The sequence below is a fragment of the Mesorhizobium sp. M7A.F.Ca.US.005.03.2.1 genome, assembly GCF_003997795.1.
GTDB lineage: Bacteria > Pseudomonadota > Alphaproteobacteria > Rhizobiales > Rhizobiaceae > Mesorhizobium > Mesorhizobium ciceri.
The window spans coordinates 1-16,711 of record NZ_RZRP01000039.1 but is presented as its reverse complement, the minus strand read 5'-3'; the positions used below and the strand labels follow the sequence as shown (position 1 = coordinate 16,711).

The following is a 16,711-nucleotide window of genomic DNA, read 5'->3' as shown; positions in this document are numbered from 1 at the left end:
TTTCAAAATATCGCCGCGGACGCCGTAAGGCAGCATGTCGCCCATGGTCACGGTTTCGGCCACACCCGCATTGTCGCAGAGATAGAGCTTTGTTTCCGGCCGGCAGAATTCGGCAAGCCGCTGGCGGCAGCCGCCGCAAGGCGAGCATTTGGCCATGCGTTCGGCAAGCACGGCGATTTCCACGATCTTGCCGCCGCCGCCCATGATGTAGTGGCCGAGCGCCGTGGTCTCGGCGCACCAGCCTTCCGGATAGGAGGCGACTTCGATGTTGGCGCCGGTAAAGACGCGACCGTCCTCGGTGCGCAGGGCAGCGCCGACCGGAAACTTAGAATAGGGCGCGTAGGCCTTGGCCATGGCGGCCTTGGCGGCCTCGAACAGATCATGCGACATTCAGCGTTCTCTCCGATGATCGTGTTCAAAACCCGGCGCAAAGCCGACCCGTCGCTCAACGTTCCTTGACGTAAGGCACGCCGCCGGCGCGTGGCGGAATGGCCTTGCCGATGAAGCCGGCGAGCAGGATGACGGTGAGGATGTAGGGCAACGCCTGCATGAACTGCGCCGGCACCTTGCCGATGATGGGCAGCGGGGATCCTTGCAGGCGGATCGACGCTGCGTCCAGGAAGCCAAACAGCAGGCAGGCGAACATGGCGTTGACCGGCTTCCACTTGGCGAAGATCAAGGCTGCCAGCGCGATATAGCCCTTGCCGGCAGTCATGTCCTTCACGAAGCCGCCATTTTGCACCATCGACAGGTAGGCGCCGGCAATGCCGGTGAGGATGCCGGTGCAGATCAGCGCCCGGTAGCGCAGCCAGGCGACCGAGATGCCGGCGGTGTCGACGGCGGCCGGGTTCTCGCCGACGGCGCGAAGGCGCAGGCCGAAGCGGGTGCGAAACAGCACCCACCAGGTGAACGGCACCATCAGGAAGGCAAGATAGACCAGGATCGAGTGGCCCGACAGGAGTTCGGCATAGACCGGTCCGATGATCGGCACGTCGCGGATGGCCTCGGCGCCCGGCAAGGTGATGGCCTCGAAGCGCTCGCCCGGTTGCAGCGCCGGCGTGCGCCCGCCCTGCTGGAACCAGGCCTGGCCGAGGATGATGGTTGAGCCGGCGGCGATGAAATTGATCGCCACGCCGGAGACGATCTGGTTGCCGCGATGAGTGATCGAGGCAAAGCCGTGGATCATGGCGAAGGCGACCGAGATCACGACCGCCATGCCGAGGCCGAGAAAGGCCGAATGGAACACGGAAGCTGCGGCCGCACCGGCGAAGGCGCCGACAAGCATCTTGCCTTCGAGGCCGATGTCGAAGATGCCGGCGCGTTCCGAATAGAGCCCGGCGAGGCAAGCAAGCAGCAGCGGCACCGAGAGGCGGATGGTGGAGTCCAGTGTCTGGATGATCGCGTTGAACACATCCATCTCAGGCACCTTTCCCCTTGACCGCTTCCATGCCGACCGATCGCGGACTGAACGAGGCAAACAGCGCCTGGATATAGGGCCGGAACATGTGCTCGAGGGCACCGGCAAACAGGATCACCAGGCCTTGAATGATGACGATCATGTCGCGGCTGATTGCCGGCATCTCGAAGGCGAGTTCGGCGCCGCCCTGGTAGAGCATGCCGAACAGGACCGCCGCCAATACGATGCCGACAGGGTGCAGGCGGCCCATCAGCGCCACGGCGATGCCGACGAAGCCGGCGCCGGAAACGAAGTCGATGGCGACATTGTGCTGATCGCCCATCACCGGATTGAGCGCCATCATGCCGGCCAGTGCGCCCGAGATCATCATGGCGGTGATGATGATGCGGGTTTCGGAAATGCCGGCATAGCGTGCCGCCTTCGGGCTGTGACCGTAGGTGCGCATCTCGTAGCCGAGCTTGGTGCGCCAGATCAGCAGCCAGACCAGGAAGGCCATGACCAGCGCCAGCAGGAAGGTGACGTTGAGCGGCGCCGAACGGATCTTGGCGCCGAACAGCTCGATGATCCAGTTGAGTTTGGGCAGTTCCGCGCCGGCGAGGAAGTTGCGCGTCTGCGGCGCTTGCGAGGCGGCTGGCTTCAACGGGCCGACCAGCAGGTAAACCATGATCGAGGCGGCGATGAAGTTGAACATGATGGTGGTGATGACGATGTGCGAGCCGCGCTTGGCCTGCAGATAGGCCGGGATAAGCGCCCACAATGCGCCCACCGCCGCCGCAGCAATGATCGCCAGCGGGAAGGTCAGCCACCACGGCAGTGTACTGTCGAAGCTCAGGCAGACGATGGCGATGCCAAGGCCGGCGATGTAGGCCTGCCCCTCGGTGCCGATGTTGAACAGGCCGCAATGCGCGGCCACCGCCACCGAAAGCCCGGTGAAGATGAAGGTGGTGGCATAAAACAGGGTGAAGGCGATGCCTGTGCCTTTGCCGAAGGCGCCTTCGACCAGGATGACGGCGGCGCGCAACGGATTCTCACCGACCAGAAGCACGACGAAGCCGGCGACGACGAAGGCGACGAACAGATTGATCAGCGGGATCAGGCCATAGTCGGCCCAGGCCGGCAGTTTGGCGTAAGGCGTGCTCAAAGTGCTGCCTCCTGGTGCTCGATGCCGGCCATCAGCAGGCCGAGCTCGCCCTCGGTCGCTTCGGAGCCGCGCTCGCCGACGATGCGGCCGGCAAACATCACCAGGATACGGTCGGACAGCGAACGGATCTCGTCCAGCTCGACCGACACCACCAGCACCGCCTTGCCCTGATCGCGCATGGCGATCAGGCGCTTGTGGATGAACTCGATGGCGCCGACATCGACGCCGCGTGTCGGCTGGCCGACGATCAGCACGCCCGGGTCCTGTTCCATCTCCCGTGCCAGCACGATCTTCTGCTGGTTGCCGCCGGAGAAATTGGCGGTCTTCAGCCGGCAGTCGGCCGGGCGGATGTCGTATTTGGCGATCTTGTCCCTGGCATCGTTGCGGATGGCATCGATGTTGAGGAACGGCCCCTTCAAATAGCGGGGATCATCGTGATAGCCGAGGATCGAATTCTCGTTCTCCTCGAAGGCCAGCACCAGCCCGACGTGATGGCGGTCCTCCGGCACATGCGCCAGGCCACGGTCGCGCAACTCTCCGGGGTCGGCGGCACCGGTCAGGTCGATCGGCTTGCCATCCAGCATGACCGAGCCGGAAACGGCACGCCTGATGCCGGAAATCGCCTCGAGCAGTTCGGATTGTCCGTTGCCGGCGACACCGGCGATGCCGACGATCTCGCCGGCCCTGATATCGAAGGAGATGTCGTCGACCATGGTGACGCCGCGCGTATCCCTGACCGTCAGGTTCTTGACTGCGAGCTTGACGGCGCCGGCCTCTGCCTCGCCCTTCTCGACCCGCAAGAGCACGCGCCGGCCGACCATCAGCTCGGCCAGTTCCTCGACAGTCGTCTTCCTGGTCTCGCGCGTCGCCACCATCGTGCCCTGGCGCATGACCGACACCGTGTCGGTGATGGCCATGATCTCGCGCAATTTGTGGGTGATCAGCACCACCGTCTTGCCCTGGTCCTTCAACTGCCGAAGGATGCGGAACAGATGGTCGGCTTCGGCCGGCGTCAAAACGCCCGTCGGTTCGTCGAGGATCAGGATCTCGGCGCCGCGATAGAGCGCCTTCAGGATCTCGACACGCTGCTGCAGGCCGACCGGCAGTTCCTCGATGATTGCATCGGGATCGACTTCCAGCCCGTATTCACGCTCCAGCCGCTCCAGTTCGGAGCGCGCCTTGGCGATGCTCTTCTTCAAGAGCGCATCGCTTTCGGCGCCGAGGATGACGTTCTCCAGCACTGTGAAATTGTCGACCAGCATGAAGTGCTGATGCACCATGCCGATGCCGAGCGCGATGGCGTCATTGGGGGTCTTGATCGAAGCCGGCTGGCCGCCAACGCGGATCTCGCCGCTGTCGGCCTGGTAGAAGCCGTAGAGGATCGACATCAGCGTCGACTTGCCAGCGCCGTTCTCGCCGACAATGCCGTGGATCGTGCCGCGACCGATCTCAAGATTGATGTCCCGGTTGGCGCGCACCGCACCAAAACTCTTGTTGATGCCGATCAACTCGATTGCGGCTTGCGCCATGCAGCCTGTCCCACTCTTATTTTTTTATCGCTTGGTCAAAACGCCTAGCATGACGCTCCGCCCGTGCCAATTGGCGGAGCAGGTTCACTCTCGACAAATCCCGGTGCGCTTGTCAATTTGCAACGTGGCCGGGGCCTTCACATTCGCTAGTATGACGGAGCCGAAATTCGCATTGCGGCGCAAGACATCGCGGCGCAAGACATCGCGGTGAAGACTGGGGAATTCACATGACCATACCCGCCGACCGGCTGACGACGCTGGAAATCCGCGCCGCCGAGCAGGAGAAGACCATCGAGGAACTGTCCGGCCAGATCGCCGAGCAGTGGAAAGTGATCGAGCGCATGCAGCGCAAGCTCGACGCGCTGACGGATCGCTTCCTGGCGCTGGAGGAGCAGACGGGAGATGAAGTGCCTGTAACCAAGCCGCCGCACTGGTGAGGAAAAAGGGAAGGGCGCACGCCATGGCCAGTGAAAGCGATCGCATTGCACGGGCCAGCGACTATGTGCGTGGCCTGATGAACGATGCGGAGCGCGAACGGGCCGAACGTGATCTGGAGATCGACCCGGCCTTCCGCGACGAGGTCGTGCGACTTGCCGAGCGCATGCACGTCTTCGACCGTGCCGAACCGGGGGATGGCGAAGAGCGCTGGAAGCAGATCACGCAGCGCATTGGCGACCTGCCGCAGATGCGTAGTTCTGGCCTGAGCGACGCCAGGCCGCCAACCGTGATCCGAAGCCTGTCGCAGCGGCCATACGGCGTCGGCGTCCACGCGCTGGGCGGCCGGCGTGGATTTGTGGTTGCCGCCGGACTGATGGTGGCGTTCGCGCTCGGTTGTCTCGTCGCGAAGCTGCTATAGGCGAGGCCGGCGAGACATCAGAGCCATCGTCTCGCCGTCCGAACTGCATATCTCAACGATGTTCCAGCCGAGGGCCGCGTAGAAACCACGCGCATCCCATGTGTAGAGATAGAGCATCTCGACGCCCCGTGACGCCGCATGGGCTTCCGTTGCCTTGACCAGCGCGGTGGCGATGCCTTGGCGTCGATACCTTGCATCGACAACCAACCCGGCCAGCCATGGCGTCAGATCATGCGCGGGCTCCAATTCGTGGCGGACCAGCAGGCATGTCCCGACCGGGGTGTCGCCGATCCGGGCCACGAATGCCGCCTCGAAACCGTCACCGGCGATCAAGTCGCGAAGCCCTGCAGCATCTTCCCCGAGAGTCCTTCCGGTTCCCTCGAAAAAGGCAGACAGGCGCAGTTGCGCGACCGCTGCTACGTCGTGCTCGCCCATGGGTCCGATCGTCGGCTGCATCTGTATCTCGAAACGGTGTCCGGCACGGAGCGAAGGTTTCGCTCGATCCGGTAAAGGCAAAACCGCCGGGCTGGCGCCCGGCGGTTTGCAGATCATGGCTGTGTGTTCGTGCCGCTCAATAGGGGCAGGCGTTGTCAGTCGTATAGTCGTGTACTTCGACCTTGCCGGCAATGATGTCGGCCTTGGCTTTTTCGACGGCCGCCTTCATCTCGTCCGTCACCAGCGCCTTGTTGTTTTCGTCCATGGCGTAGTCGACGCCGCCTTCCTTGAGGCCGAGATTCTCGACGCCGCCCTTGAAGGTGCCGTTCTTGCCGTCCATGAAGGCGGTGTAGACGGCGACGTCTACGCGCTTCAGCATCGAGGTCAGTACCTTGCCGGGCTGCAGGCCGTTCTGGTTGGAATCGACGCCGATGCCGAGCTTGCCGGCATCTGCCGCCGCCTGCAGCACGCCGACGCCGGTGCCGCCTGCCGCGGCATAGACCACGTCGGAGCCCTGGTCGATCTGCGTCTTGGCGATCTCGCCGCCCTTGGCCGGATCGTTCCAGGCAGCCGGCGTGTCACCCGTCATGTTCTGGATGACATCGGTCGCGCCGGCCGATTTGGCACCGCCGACATAGCCGCATTCGAACTTGCGGATCAGCGGGATGTCCATGCCGCCGACGAAGGAGACCTTCTTCGACTTCGAGGCCATCGCCGCCATGATGCCGACGAGATAGGAGCCTTCGTTTTCCTTGAATACCAGCGAGCGGACATTGGGCATGTCGACGGCGTCGTCGATGATGGCGAAGTTGAGATCGGGATATTCGGCCGCGACCTTCTTCAGTGCATCCTCCCAGGCGAAGCCGGCCATGACGATCGGGTTGTGGCCGTCCTCGGCGAAGCGGCGCAGCGCCTGCTCACGCTGCGAGGCATTGGAGACCTCGAATTCGACGTAGGCCGTGCCGGTTTCCGTCTTGAATTTCTCGGCGCCGTGATAGGCAGCCTCGTTGAAGGATTTATCGAATTTGCCGCCGAGATCATAGAGGATGGCCGGCTGGACATCCGCGGCGAAAGCCGGAAGAACCATTGCGGTTGCGGCCAGGAGGCCGAGAACGATACGTTTCATGTGATCCACACCCTGTCGGTTATTTTTTCCGTTACGCACCGCATGCCGGCCCGGTTCTCCGGCAGGCATGCGACGTCAGCCAGGAGTGTATTCCCTCCCGCTCGGCGGCAATCTGGCATGGCCCGAAACAAAATTCACGCGGAATTTTGACCTTTTGGAAAAGCTTGGTGCGGGCAAGCCGCACCGCAGCTTGTGTCAGGCGGAGGCGGCGGCAGGGATGGCGCAAGCGACACCGGTGCCTTTGAGGTTGCACGTGCCGTAAGGGTTCTTCGCCAGATATTGCTGGTGATCGGCTTCGGCGAAGTAGAATTCGGCCGCCGGGGCGATCTCGGTGGTGATCCTGCCGTGGCCGGCACCGCGCAGCGAGGTCTCATACGCATCGCGCGAGGCGCTCGCCGCCAACAGTTGCGCCTCGTCGCTCGTGTAGATCGCTGAACGATAGGCGGTGCCGACATCATTGCCCTGGCGCATGCCCTGCGTGGGATCGTGGCTTTCCCAGAACAGCTTCAGAAGCCCAGCATAGGAGACGATCCCGGGGTCATGGACCACCAGCACCGCTTCGGCATGACCGGTTAGCCCGGTGCAGGTCTCCTGATAGGTCGGATTGGGCGTGAAGCCGCCGGCATAGCCGGCCGCGGTGACCCAGACGCCTTCGATCTGCCAGAACAGCCGCTCCGCAGCCCAGAAGCAGCCGAGCCCGAACATGGCCGTCTCCAGCCCCTCGGGATAAGGACCCTTGAGCGGTCTTTTCAAGACCTTGTGCCTGGATGCGGTCGGGATCGCCCTGGCGCGGCCCGGCAGGGCCTCGGAGGGCTTCGGCAGATTGAGCTTCTTGTTCAGCATATCGCTGAGAAAGAACATGCGCGGGTTTCCCTCTCTTCGCGGAAAGCGGATCAGTTTGCGACGAACTGTCCGGCGCGACGTTGCCGCCTGTAGCCTATCGCATAGAGCAGGAAAGCCAGCACCGCGAACACGGCGAAGCCCGGCTGGTTCAGCACCCAGGCGATGGCGCCATCCCACAGCAGCGGGCTGGTCTTGGTTCGGATGAAGGTCTCGAAGGCGGCCCGCGTGTCGGGCGAGACCGCCAGCCAACTGCTGTTGAGCGGGGTCAGCACCAGCACGGAGGCCGCCACTGTGCGTGTCGCGTCGAGCACCGCCATGATGACGGAAATCGACAGCGCGATCATTGCGGCAAGACGAAAGACGAAGCGAAACATCAGAACCCTCCTCCGGGCTGGTCCTCTCCCGAGGGGCTTTTCAGAGATAGAATGCGCATGGCTGGATCGCAATCGCCATACGCGAATTTGCAGACTCCAAACTCAGGTCAACGGAGGGCCGGACGACAGTCGGTCGGGTCGCTTTTCATTGACATGTGAGGGCAGCTATGCTAATAATTTCGGTATGGCGTTGACTTGCGCCGATGACCCGCCGCACAGGCGGGTTTTTGCGTTTGGTGCTCGCAAACCGACTTGCCGGCGAAGTCTCCAAAGACCGTGTGAACCCGGATTTGTTGCCCGCGCGAATTATGCGGCCGGCTTCCTTTTGTGCCGGTGGACACGCCAGACAGCAAAAACGCCGCCGCCGATGGCGCCGATCACCAGACCGGCCAGGCCGGTGAACACGGCGAAATAGCCGCAGGCGCCCTCGAAACAGCTCATCTCGGTGGCATCGGCGATCAGCGAGCCGATGGCGAATCCGCCCACGGCGCCGATGACCGCGCCCAGGACGATGCCGAGCAGCGCGGCGATGACCGAGACGAAGGCCGATGGGCTCTCGGTTTTCGGATTGACATAAACGGCATCGGCTTCGGATCCATGGCGCAGCAGATAGATGCAGAGCGCGCCGATGGCGATTTCGGCGCCGGTGATGACAAGCGCCTGGCCCGAGAAGACGAATCCCGGCACCGTAGGGGCATAGGCATGGATGACCAGCAGCCCGACGATTATGGCAATCTGCCAGATCGTGAACTGGCGCGGGAAGCGGGCCGAGCGGCCGAAGGCGAGGCCGAGCAGGTAAAGCCCCCACAGGATGGTGACGATGTCGACGACGAGCCCGCCATAGATAAGGTAAAGCACGCTGTCTGGCAGGCCGGTGGCGCCGACCGCGGGCCAGACGGAGATCAGGCCGTAGACCGACCACGCCATGACGAAGACAAGCCAGCCCACCGGCACGAAGGACAGCCCGCTGTCCGGCCGCCTGACTGGCGTCTGTCCATTGCTCGATGTCATGTCCGCACAATGCCCTCGCAAAGCCTCGGCACCCGACAGGCAACTCCGGGGGAAGTCAAGGGCGGCCGTCCCTGCGGTCCTGCCTGTGCACACCATTGCAGCGGCGGCGCCCGCAAAAACGGGCATGCCGGCGGCCTCGTGAAACACTGTGTGGCCGGCAAAGCGAATAGACTGCCGTTATGGCTTGGCATTCGCCGTCGGATCGACTAGATGAGCCCCGCGCCTGTTGCTTCGACGGCTCAGGTGCAGGGGAAGGCGTTTGCTGGTTGGCGACGCCGATGGCGAAAGTTCCGTCTTTCCCCAAGGGAGGTGCATCTCCCCAACCCGCGCGGCAAAACCGGCCGACGCGACATGCATGGACGGAGAGGTGGCCGAGTGGTTGAAGGCGCACGCCTGGAAAGTGTGTTTACGGGAGACCGTAACGCGGGTTCGAATCCCGCTCTCTCCGCCATCCTGCTTCGCTCTACGAGCTTCGCAGGACAAGCCCGAGCCTTTGCGCGAAGCAGGGCGGTAAACATCCCGCCGCGCTCTGCCCTAAAAACCTGCCAATCACAGGAGATGGCATGCCGAACGATGTAATCGTGCGCGACAGCAATGGCGCTCAATTGAATGACGGCGATTCCGTCACGCTGATCAAGGACCTCAAAGTCAAAGGCACTTCGGAAACGATCAAGCGCGGCACGTTGGTGAAGGCTATCCGCCTGAACGGCAATCCCGGCGAGATCGAATGCAGCACCAAGCAAGTGAAAGGCCTGGTGCTCAAGACCGAGTTCGTGAAGAAGGCGTGAGCCTCAGGGCGGCAAGCGATCTCGATGGCTCCTTCGGGATTTTGGAGAGCCTGCCGTCGCCAAGTGGACTGCGGAGCCGTTGAGCGTCCGGCACACGATCGTTGCGCTGCGAAATTGATAATTTCGCCGACCAGGCACAATCAAAAAACCGCCAAGACCCAAGCTTGGAACCTCCTGCCTTGTTGCGCGTTTCACCGCGTCTCGTTCGCGGACCCGCCGGATATCTCTCCAAGCGCGCAAAAAAACCAGGAGCCCGCTTCATGCACGACAAGCTGTTTCATTCCCCGGTCGCACTCTCGGTCGGCCTTGGCTTCAAACGCGAGATTGCGTCGCTGGCCGAAATGCACGACTTCCTCACCAATTGGACGACCTCCCGCCGCGGCCCGCTCTACCGCAACGCGGTGGAAGCATGTGAACTCGCCATCCCAGGCTATGTGACCATCGAGCAGGCCCGCCACGCGCTCGTCCAGTTTGCGCAAGCTTCTTGTATCCTGTGGCCGGACCTCGAGCCGGTGGCGGGCGTGCACGCCGTTGCGCGTGGCTATGGCGGCTACGCCGCCTGAAGATCGATACCCTCCGTGGCGGCTAAAGCCACACCACCATAGAAGGCCCGGCTGGCCCCAGCCGGGCTTTCCCGTTTCCGGCAGCTCGCAAGCAAATCGCAATCCTGTGGCTGGCCACCTGCCTTGCGCGACAATCCCCTGCGTGGAGTGTTGGGAAGAGCCCGCGCAAAAATCTTTATGAAATTCCTATTTCTTTCCACTGCGCCCCGTCTCGAACCTTTATGGCGATCGGGTCCATATTCCCCTCACACAGCCGGTTCCGTCGTCAAAGATGCGACGGGCCACTTCCGATATATTGCGAAATCCCCTGTCAAATTCGCAAAGTACAAAAGAACAACAGGAATAAACACAATGGATATAGCCGTTATCGGGATCGGAATTTTGTTCTTCGCCCTTTGTTTCGCCTACATCAAAGCTTGTGACGCGCTCTAGAGCGAGGCTGAAAAAATGATCGTCGACTATATTCTTGGTGGCGGCGTTACGCTGTTCCTGCTCGCCTACCTGACATACGCCCTCGTTCGTCCAGAACGCTTCTGAAGGCACGGAAAGCCACAGCCATGACACTGAACGGTTGGATACAGATCCTGGTCTATTGCGGGATCGTCATATTGCTGGTGAAGCCGCTCGGCGGCTACATGCACCGCGTCTTCAACGGCGACCGGACGCTGCTCTCGCCCGTCTTTGGCCCGCTCGAGCGCGGGCTGTACCGTGTTTGCGGAACCAGCGAACGCGAGGAACAGCACTGGACCACCTATGCGGTCGCCCTGCTGCTCTTCAACCTTGCCGGCTTCCTGGTGCTCTACGCCCTGCAGCGCCTGCAGGGCAGCCTGCCCTACAACCCGGCCGGCATGACAGCGGTTGAACCAGGGCTCGCCTTCAACACCGCCGCCAGCTTCATGACCAACACCAACTGGCAGAACTATGGTGGCGAGAGCACGATGTCCTATCTCGTGCAGATGGCTGGGCTGACGGTGCAGAACTTCGTTTCGGCGGCCACGGGCATTGCCATAGCCATCGCGCTGATCCGCGGCTTTGCCCGGGCTTCGGGCAAGTCGATCGGCAATTTCTGGGTCGATATGACCCGCTCCACACTCTATTTGCTGCTGCCGTTCTGCGTCGTGCTGACGCTGGCCTATGTCTGGCTCGGCATGCCGCAGACGCTGGGCGCCTATGTCAACGCCACGACGCTCGAAGGCGCGCAGCAGACCATCGCCGTCGGCCCGGTCGCTTCGCAGGTGGCCATCAAGATGCTCGGCACCAATGGCGGCGGCTTCTTCAACGCCAATGCCGCGCACCCGTTCGAGAACCCCGACGCGATCTCCAACCTGATCCAGATGGTGTCGATCTTCGCCATCGGCGCCGCCTTGACCAATGTCTTCGGCCGCATGATCGGCAACCAGCGCCAGGGCTGGGCGATCCTCTCGGCCATGGGCGTCATGTTCATCGCCGGTGTCGCCATCTGCTACTGGGCGGAAGCCGCCGGCAACCCGCTGGTGCATGCGCTGGGCATCGACGGCGGCAACATGGAGGGCAAGGAGACACGTTTCGGCATCGCCTTGTCGGCGCTGTTTGCCGTCATCACCACGGCCGCTTCCTGCGGCGCTGTCAACGCCATGCACGGCTCGTTCACGGCGCTCGGCGGCATGATCCCGATCATCAACATGCAGCTTGGCGAAGTCATCGTCGGCGGTGTCGGCGCGGGCCTCTACGGCATCCTGATGTACATCGTCGTCGCCGTCTTCGTCGCCGGCCTGATGGTCGGTCGCACGCCCGAATATCTCGGCAAGAAGATCGAGGCCAAGGAGGTCAAGATGGCGATGCTGGCCATATTGTGCCTGCCGCTGGCGATGCTGATCTTCACGGCCATCGCCGTCGTGCTGCCGACCGGCGTGGCGTCGATGGGCAATGCCGGCCCGCACGGCTTCTCCGAGGTCCTCTATGCCTACACGTCGGCGGCGGCCAACAACGGTTCGGCCTTTGGCGGCCTCAGCGGCAACACGCCCTGGTACAACATCACCATCGGCATCGGCATGCTGATGGGCCGCTTCCTGGTCATCATCTCGGCGCTGGCCATTGCCGGCTCGCTGGTGGCGAAGAAAACGGTTCCGGCCTCCGCCGGCACCTTCCCGACCGACGGCCCGCTGTTCGTCGGGCTGCTGATCGGCGTCATCCTGATCGTCGGTGGCCTCACCTTCTTCCCCGCGCTCGCCGTCGGGCCGATCATCGAGCACCTGGCGATGGCTCACGGGCAGACCTTCTGAGACCGCCATGTCGTGGTTCAATGCCATGCGCCGCAAGGTCGCCCACAGGGACGATCACGGAAAGGAGGAGGGACCTCCTCCTTCCCCGACCCTGTCGACGTTTCTCGGCCTTGCGGCAGTCATGCTCGTCCTCTGGCTGCTGGCCTACGGGCCGCCCCATCTCTTTTCGGCATCCGATCATCCGGTGCCGTCCAACAACACCGAAGCCGGAGCTTCAAAATGAGCAACTCGAAATCAGCCAGCATCATGGATGCCAGCATCCTGCTTCCCGCCATCGGCGGCGCCTTCCGCAAGCTCGACCCGCGCACGCTGGCCAGGAACCCGGTGATGTTCGTCGTTGCCGTCGTCTCGGCGCTCACCACCGTGCTGTTCGTCAAGGACCTGGTCTCCGGCGGCGGCAATCTCGGCTTCACGCTGCAGATCATCATCTGGCTTTGGTTCACCGTGCTGTTCGCCAACTTCGCCGAAGCGGTCGCAGAAGGCCGCGGCAAGGCGCAGGCGGATTCGCTGCGCAAGGCACGCACCGAGACCAAGGCCAAGCTTTTAACCGGTGAAGACCGCACCAAATACAAACTTGTGCCCGGCACCAGCCTCAAGGTCGGCGATGCCGTGCTGGTCGAGGCCGGCGACATCATCCCGTCCGACGGCGAAGTGATCGAAGGCGTCGCTTCGGTCAACGAGGCCGCGATCACGGGCGAATCCGCGCCGGTGATCCGCGAATCCGGCGGCGATCGTTCGGCGGTCACCGGCGGCACGCAGGTGCTGTCCGACTGGGTTCGCGTGCGCATCACGGCGGCTTCCGGCCACACCTTCCTCGACCGCATGATCTCGCTGGTCGAAGGTGCGGAGCGCCAGAAGACGCCGAACGAGATCGCGCTCAACATCCTGCTCGTCGGCATGACGCTGATCTTCGTGCTGGCCACCGCGACGATCCCGAGTTTTGCTTCCTATTCGGGCGGCTACATTTCGGTGACCGTTCTGGTGGCGCTGTTCGTCACCTTGATCCCGACCACGATCGGGGCGCTGCTTTCGGCCATCGGCATCGCCGGGATGGACCGCCTGGTGCGATTCAACGTGCTGGCCATGTCGGGTCGCGCCGTGGAAGCCGCAGGCGACGTCGACACGCTGCTGCTCGACAAGACCGGCACGATCACGCTCGGCAACCGCCAGGCGACGCAGTTCCGCCCGGTCAAGGGCGTCACCGAACAGGAACTGGCCGACGCGGCCCAGCTTGCCTCGCTCGCCGACGAAACGCCGGAAGGCCGTTCCATCGTCGTGCTGGCCAAGGAGAAATACGCCATCCGCGCCCGCGACATGGCAACGCTGCACGCCACCTTCGTGCCCTTCACAGCACAGACCCGTATGAGCGGCGTCGACATCGATGGTTCGTCGGTGCGCAAGGGCGCCGTGGATTCCGTGCTTGCCCATGTCAACCAATCGACGGTCGCAGCCCATGCCACGCGGCCCGGCAGCGATACCGTCAGGGATCTCCAGGCCATCGCCGACGAGATCGCCAAGTCCGGCGGCACGCCGCTGGCGGTCGAACGCGACGGCCGCCTGCTCGGCGTCATCCACCTCAAGGACATCGTCAAGGGCGGCATCAGGGAGCGCTTCACCGAACTGCGCCGCATGGGCATCCGCACGGTGATGATCACCGGCGACAACCCGATGACGGCGGCGGCGATCGCCGCGGAAGCCGGCGTCGACGACTTCCTCGCCCAGGCCACACCGGAGGACAAGCTGAAGCTGATCCGCGACGAACAGGCCAAGGGCAAGCTGGTTGCCATGTGCGGCGACGGCACCAACGATGCGCCGGCCCTCGCGCAAGCCGATGTCGGTGTCGCCATGAACACCGGCACGGTCGCCGCCCGCGAGGCCGGCAACATGATCGATCTCGACAGCGATCCGACCAAGCTCATCGAGATCGTCGAGATCGGCAAGGCGCTCTTGATGACGCGGGGTTCGCTGACGACCTTCTCGATCGCCAACGACGTCGCCAAATATTTCGCCATCATCCCGGCGATGTTCGCCGTCTTCTACGTCGCACCGGGACAGACGACCGGTCCGCTGCAGGCACTCAACGTCATGCATCTGGCGACGCCGCAGAGTGCCATCCTGTCGGCCATCATCTTCAACGCGCTGATCATCATCGCGCTGATCCCGCTGTCGCTGAAGGGCGTCAAATATCGGGCCATCGGCGCCGGCGCGCTGCTCAGCCGCAATCTTCTCGTCTACGGCCTCGGCGGCCTCATCGTGCCTTTCGTCGGCATCAAGGCGATCGACATGATCGTCACCACGCTTGGCCTCGCTTAACTCTTTGTTTTAACGCAATTCCCTAGGGAAAACCGCTTCACACTTTTCCTGGAATTGCTTTGAGGAACATCTCCATGCTCACCCAGATAAGACCCGCGATCATCATGATCGTCTTCTTCACGGTCCTGACCGGCCTGATCTATCCCCTGGGCATGACCGGCATCGCCCAGGCGCTGTTTCCGCGGCAGGCCAATGGCAGCCTGGTCGAGAGGGACGGCAAGATCATCGGCTCCGAATCGATCGGCCAGGGGTTTGCCAGCGACAAGTATTTCCACGGCCGCCCTTCGGCTGCCGGCGACGGCTACAATGCAGCCTCCTCGAGCGGCAGCAATCTCGGCCCGACCAGTCCCAAGCTGATCGACCGCATCAAGGGCGACGCCGAGAAGTTGAAAGCGGAAAACCCGAACCAGCCTGTTCCGATGGATCTGGTGACGACGTCCGGCAGTGGCCTCGATCCCGACATCAGCCCGGAAGCCGCCTACTTCCAGGTCGCTCGGGTGGCCAAGGCCAGGGGCATCGAGGAAGCCAGGGTCAAGGCGCTTGTCGATGCCCAAGTCGAGGGCAGGGAACTCGGCTTCATGGGCGAGCCTGTGGTCAATGTGCTTGGCCTCAACCTTGCGCTGGACGTAGCGAAAGAGTGAATGGCGGCGGCCGGGGATCGACAGTACCCCCGGCGCCATCCATGATCGATCCCGATGCCTGACGACAGAAGCAGCGACACCAGACCCTCGCCCGACGCACTGCTTGACCATGCCGAGCGGGAGGGTCGCGGCCGCCTGAGAATTTTCCTCGGCGCGGCACCGGGCGTCGGCAAAACCTATGAGATGCTGATGTCGGGCCGCGCCAGGCTGGCCGACGGCGTGGATGTGGTGATCGGCGTCGTCGAGACGCATGGCCGCAAGGAAACAACGGCCCTGGTCGAGGGCTATGAGGTCATTCCCCGCCGCAAGGTCGACTACAAGGGGCGTATCCTCGACGAGATGGATATCGACGCCATCCTCGCCCGGCGCCCGGCGCTGGTTCTTGTCGACGAGCTCGCCCACACCAACGCGCCCGGCAGCCGCCACCCCAAGCGCTACCTCGACGTCCAGGAGATCCTGACGCACGGCATCGACGTCTATACGACGCTTAACATCCAGCATGTCGAAAGCCTGAACGACGTCGTCGCCCAGATCACCAAGGTCAGGGTTCGCGAGACGGTTCCCGATTCCATCATCGACCAGGCCGACGATGTCGAGATCATCGATCTCACCCCCGACGACCTGATCAAGCGGCTCGAGGAAGGCAAGGTCTATTTCCCCAACACCGCGCAGCGCGCGATCGAGAACTATTTCTCGCCGGGCAATCTGACGGCGCTCAGGGAACTGGCGCTGCGCCGCACCGCGCAGCGTGTCGACGACCAGTTGCTCATCCATATGCAGGCGCACGCCATTCCAGGACCGTGGGCGGCAGGCGAAAGGGTCCTCGTCTGCCTCGACGCGCGACCTGGAGGAGCGGCCCGCGTGCGCTATGCGCGCAGGCTGGCCGACCGGCTGCGTGCGCCGTGGACGGCGCTGCACGTCGACAGCACGCGCTCGGCCAGCATGCCCGAGAATGACAAGGACCGGCTGGCGACGAACCTGCGCCTTGCCCAGCAGCTTGGCGCCGAGGTGACGACCATTCCGGGTCAGAATGTGGCGCAGGACATCGTGCGTTATGCGACGGCGAACAATTTTACCCATATCGTCGTCGGCAGGCCGACCCGGTCGCGCTGGCGCGAATTGATCGAAGGCTCGCTCACCTACGATCTCATCCGCAATGCCGGCGATATCAGCGTCCATGTCATTTCGGGAAGCGAACGCGGCACCGAGGCGGCGTCGCGGAGCGTCAAGGCGGCCGACGAGCAGTGGCAGTTCGAAATCTGGCCCTATCTCAAGGCGACGGCCTTTGTCATCGGCTCGCTCGCCTTCGCCGTCCTTCTCGATCAGTTTCTCGACGTTCGCAATCTGGCGATCATTCTGCTCATCGGGGTGCTGGCATCGGCGGTGACCGGCGGCCTGTGGCCGGCTCTGTAT

19 protein-coding genes and 1 tRNA gene are annotated in these 16,711 nt (G+C 63.2%); 11 read left to right on the top strand and 9 right to left on the bottom strand.

All coding sequences use genetic code 11. The features are described 5' to 3' along the window. The 4 genes from cdd to EN991_RS04215 all read right to left on the bottom strand — a co-directional run. Positions 1-390, bottom strand: a 390-nt coding sequence (cdd, locus tag EN991_RS04230; protein ID WP_127368212.1) for a cytidine deaminase, incomplete at its 3' end; no start/stop codon positions are given. A 55-nt stretch (positions 391-445) separates the two neighbouring features. Next, positions 446-1,417 carry an ABC transporter permease gene (locus tag EN991_RS04225; protein ID WP_024502794.1) on the bottom strand — a complete coding sequence of 324 codons (972 nt, stop codon included), beginning with the start codon at positions 1,415-1,417 and terminating at the stop codon, positions 446-448. A gap of 1 nt (position 1,418) precedes the next feature. Continuing rightward, positions 1,419-2,558: an ABC transporter permease gene (locus EN991_RS04220; protein ID WP_024502793.1), complete on the bottom strand. Its 1,140-nt coding sequence runs from the start codon at positions 2,556-2,558 to the stop codon at positions 1,419-1,421. Next, on the bottom strand, positions 2,555-4,087 hold the full coding sequence (locus EN991_RS04215; protein ID WP_013529633.1) for an ABC transporter ATP-binding protein: 1,533 nt from the start codon (positions 4,085-4,087) through the stop codon (positions 2,555-2,557). The genes EN991_RS04220 and EN991_RS04215 overlap by 4 nt, the downstream gene beginning before the upstream one ends. A gap of 227 nt (positions 4,088-4,314) precedes the next feature. On the opposite strand from EN991_RS04215, the gene EN991_RS04210 reads away from it, so the two are divergent. Together EN991_RS04210 and EN991_RS04205 are read left to right on the top strand one after the other, a co-directional pair. Beyond that, positions 4,315-4,524, top strand: a complete 210-nt coding sequence (locus tag EN991_RS04210) for a SlyX family protein (RefSeq protein WP_013529634.1) — start codon at positions 4,315-4,317, stop codon at positions 4,522-4,524. A gap of 23 nt (positions 4,525-4,547) precedes the next feature. Continuing rightward, complete coding sequence (locus EN991_RS04205) at positions 4,548-4,943, top strand: hypothetical protein (RefSeq protein ID WP_127368211.1); 396 nt, start codon at positions 4,548-4,550, stop codon at positions 4,941-4,943. Here the strand turns inward: EN991_RS04205 and EN991_RS04200 are convergent. The 5 genes from EN991_RS04200 to EN991_RS04180 all read right to left on the bottom strand — a co-directional run bounded on the left by EN991_RS04200 (position 4,938) and on the right by EN991_RS04180 (position 8,732). Then, positions 4,938-5,399 (bottom strand): GNAT family N-acetyltransferase, encoded by a 462-nt coding sequence (locus EN991_RS04200; RefSeq protein ID WP_013529636.1) that lies wholly within the window; start codon positions 5,397-5,399, stop codon positions 4,938-4,940. The two genes, EN991_RS04205 and EN991_RS04200, sit on opposite strands and share 6 nt — an antisense overlap. Positions 5,400-5,514: 115 nt before the next feature. After that, positions 5,515-6,504 carry a BMP family ABC transporter substrate-binding protein gene (locus EN991_RS04195; protein WP_013529637.1) on the bottom strand — a complete coding sequence of 330 codons (990 nt, stop codon included), beginning with the start codon at positions 6,502-6,504 and terminating at the stop codon, positions 5,515-5,517. 195 nt (positions 6,505-6,699) lie between these two features. Continuing rightward, positions 6,700-7,365, bottom strand: a complete 666-nt coding sequence (msrA, locus tag EN991_RS04190) for a peptide-methionine (S)-S-oxide reductase MsrA (protein ID WP_013529638.1) — start codon at positions 7,363-7,365, stop codon at positions 6,700-6,702. Between the two features lie 32 nt (positions 7,366-7,397). Beyond that, positions 7,398-7,721 carry a hypothetical protein gene (locus tag EN991_RS04185; RefSeq protein WP_024502789.1) on the bottom strand — a complete coding sequence of 108 codons (324 nt, stop codon included), beginning with the start codon at positions 7,719-7,721 and terminating at the stop codon, positions 7,398-7,400. A gap of 306 nt (positions 7,722-8,027) precedes the next feature. Further along, on the bottom strand, positions 8,028-8,732 hold the full coding sequence (locus EN991_RS04180; RefSeq protein WP_245322014.1) for a hypothetical protein: 705 nt from the start codon (positions 8,730-8,732) through the stop codon (positions 8,028-8,030). Between the two features lie 361 nt (positions 8,733-9,093). Here EN991_RS04180 and EN991_RS04175 point away from each other — a divergent pair. The 9 genes from EN991_RS04175 to EN991_RS04130 all read left to right on the top strand — a co-directional run. Further along, positions 9,094-9,183, top strand: a tRNA-Ser gene (locus EN991_RS04175). 112 nt (positions 9,184-9,295) lie between these two features. After that, positions 9,296-9,520: an alkylphosphonate utilization protein gene (locus EN991_RS04170; RefSeq protein WP_127368209.1), complete on the top strand. Its 225-nt coding sequence runs from the start codon at positions 9,296-9,298 to the stop codon at positions 9,518-9,520. Between the two features lie 260 nt (positions 9,521-9,780). Next, positions 9,781-10,083 (top strand): DUF982 domain-containing protein, encoded by a 303-nt coding sequence (locus tag EN991_RS04165; protein ID WP_013529642.1) that lies wholly within the window; start codon positions 9,781-9,783, stop codon positions 10,081-10,083. Between the two features lie 447 nt (positions 10,084-10,530). After that, positions 10,531-10,620: a K(+)-transporting ATPase subunit F gene (locus EN991_RS04155; protein WP_032808122.1), complete on the top strand. Its 90-nt coding sequence runs from the start codon at positions 10,531-10,533 to the stop codon at positions 10,618-10,620. Between the two features lie 20 nt (positions 10,621-10,640). Continuing rightward, the gene (gene kdpA, locus EN991_RS04150; protein ID WP_127368207.1) at positions 10,641-12,344 is read left to right on the top strand and encodes a potassium-transporting ATPase subunit KdpA; all 1,704 of its coding nucleotides are present in this window, start codon (positions 10,641-10,643) and stop codon (positions 12,342-12,344) included. Positions 12,345-12,369: 25 nt separating this feature from the next. Next, on the top strand, positions 12,370-12,567 hold the full coding sequence (locus tag EN991_RS04145; protein WP_245460893.1) for a hypothetical protein: 198 nt from the start codon (positions 12,370-12,372) through the stop codon (positions 12,565-12,567). Beyond that, complete coding sequence (kdpB, locus tag EN991_RS04140) at positions 12,564-14,657, top strand: potassium-transporting ATPase subunit KdpB (protein WP_063168982.1); 2,094 nt, start codon at positions 12,564-12,566, stop codon at positions 14,655-14,657. Before EN991_RS04145 ends, kdpB begins: the two co-directional genes overlap by 4 nt. Before the next feature lie 74 nt (positions 14,658-14,731). Further along, positions 14,732-15,298 (top strand): potassium-transporting ATPase subunit KdpC, encoded by a 567-nt coding sequence (gene kdpC / locus EN991_RS04135; protein ID WP_063168981.1) that lies wholly within the window; start codon positions 14,732-14,734, stop codon positions 15,296-15,298. A gap of 54 nt (positions 15,299-15,352) precedes the next feature. After that, positions 15,353-16,711 (top strand): universal stress protein (locus EN991_RS04130; protein ID WP_164768858.1); only part of this gene is annotated, 1,359 nt, incomplete at its 3' end.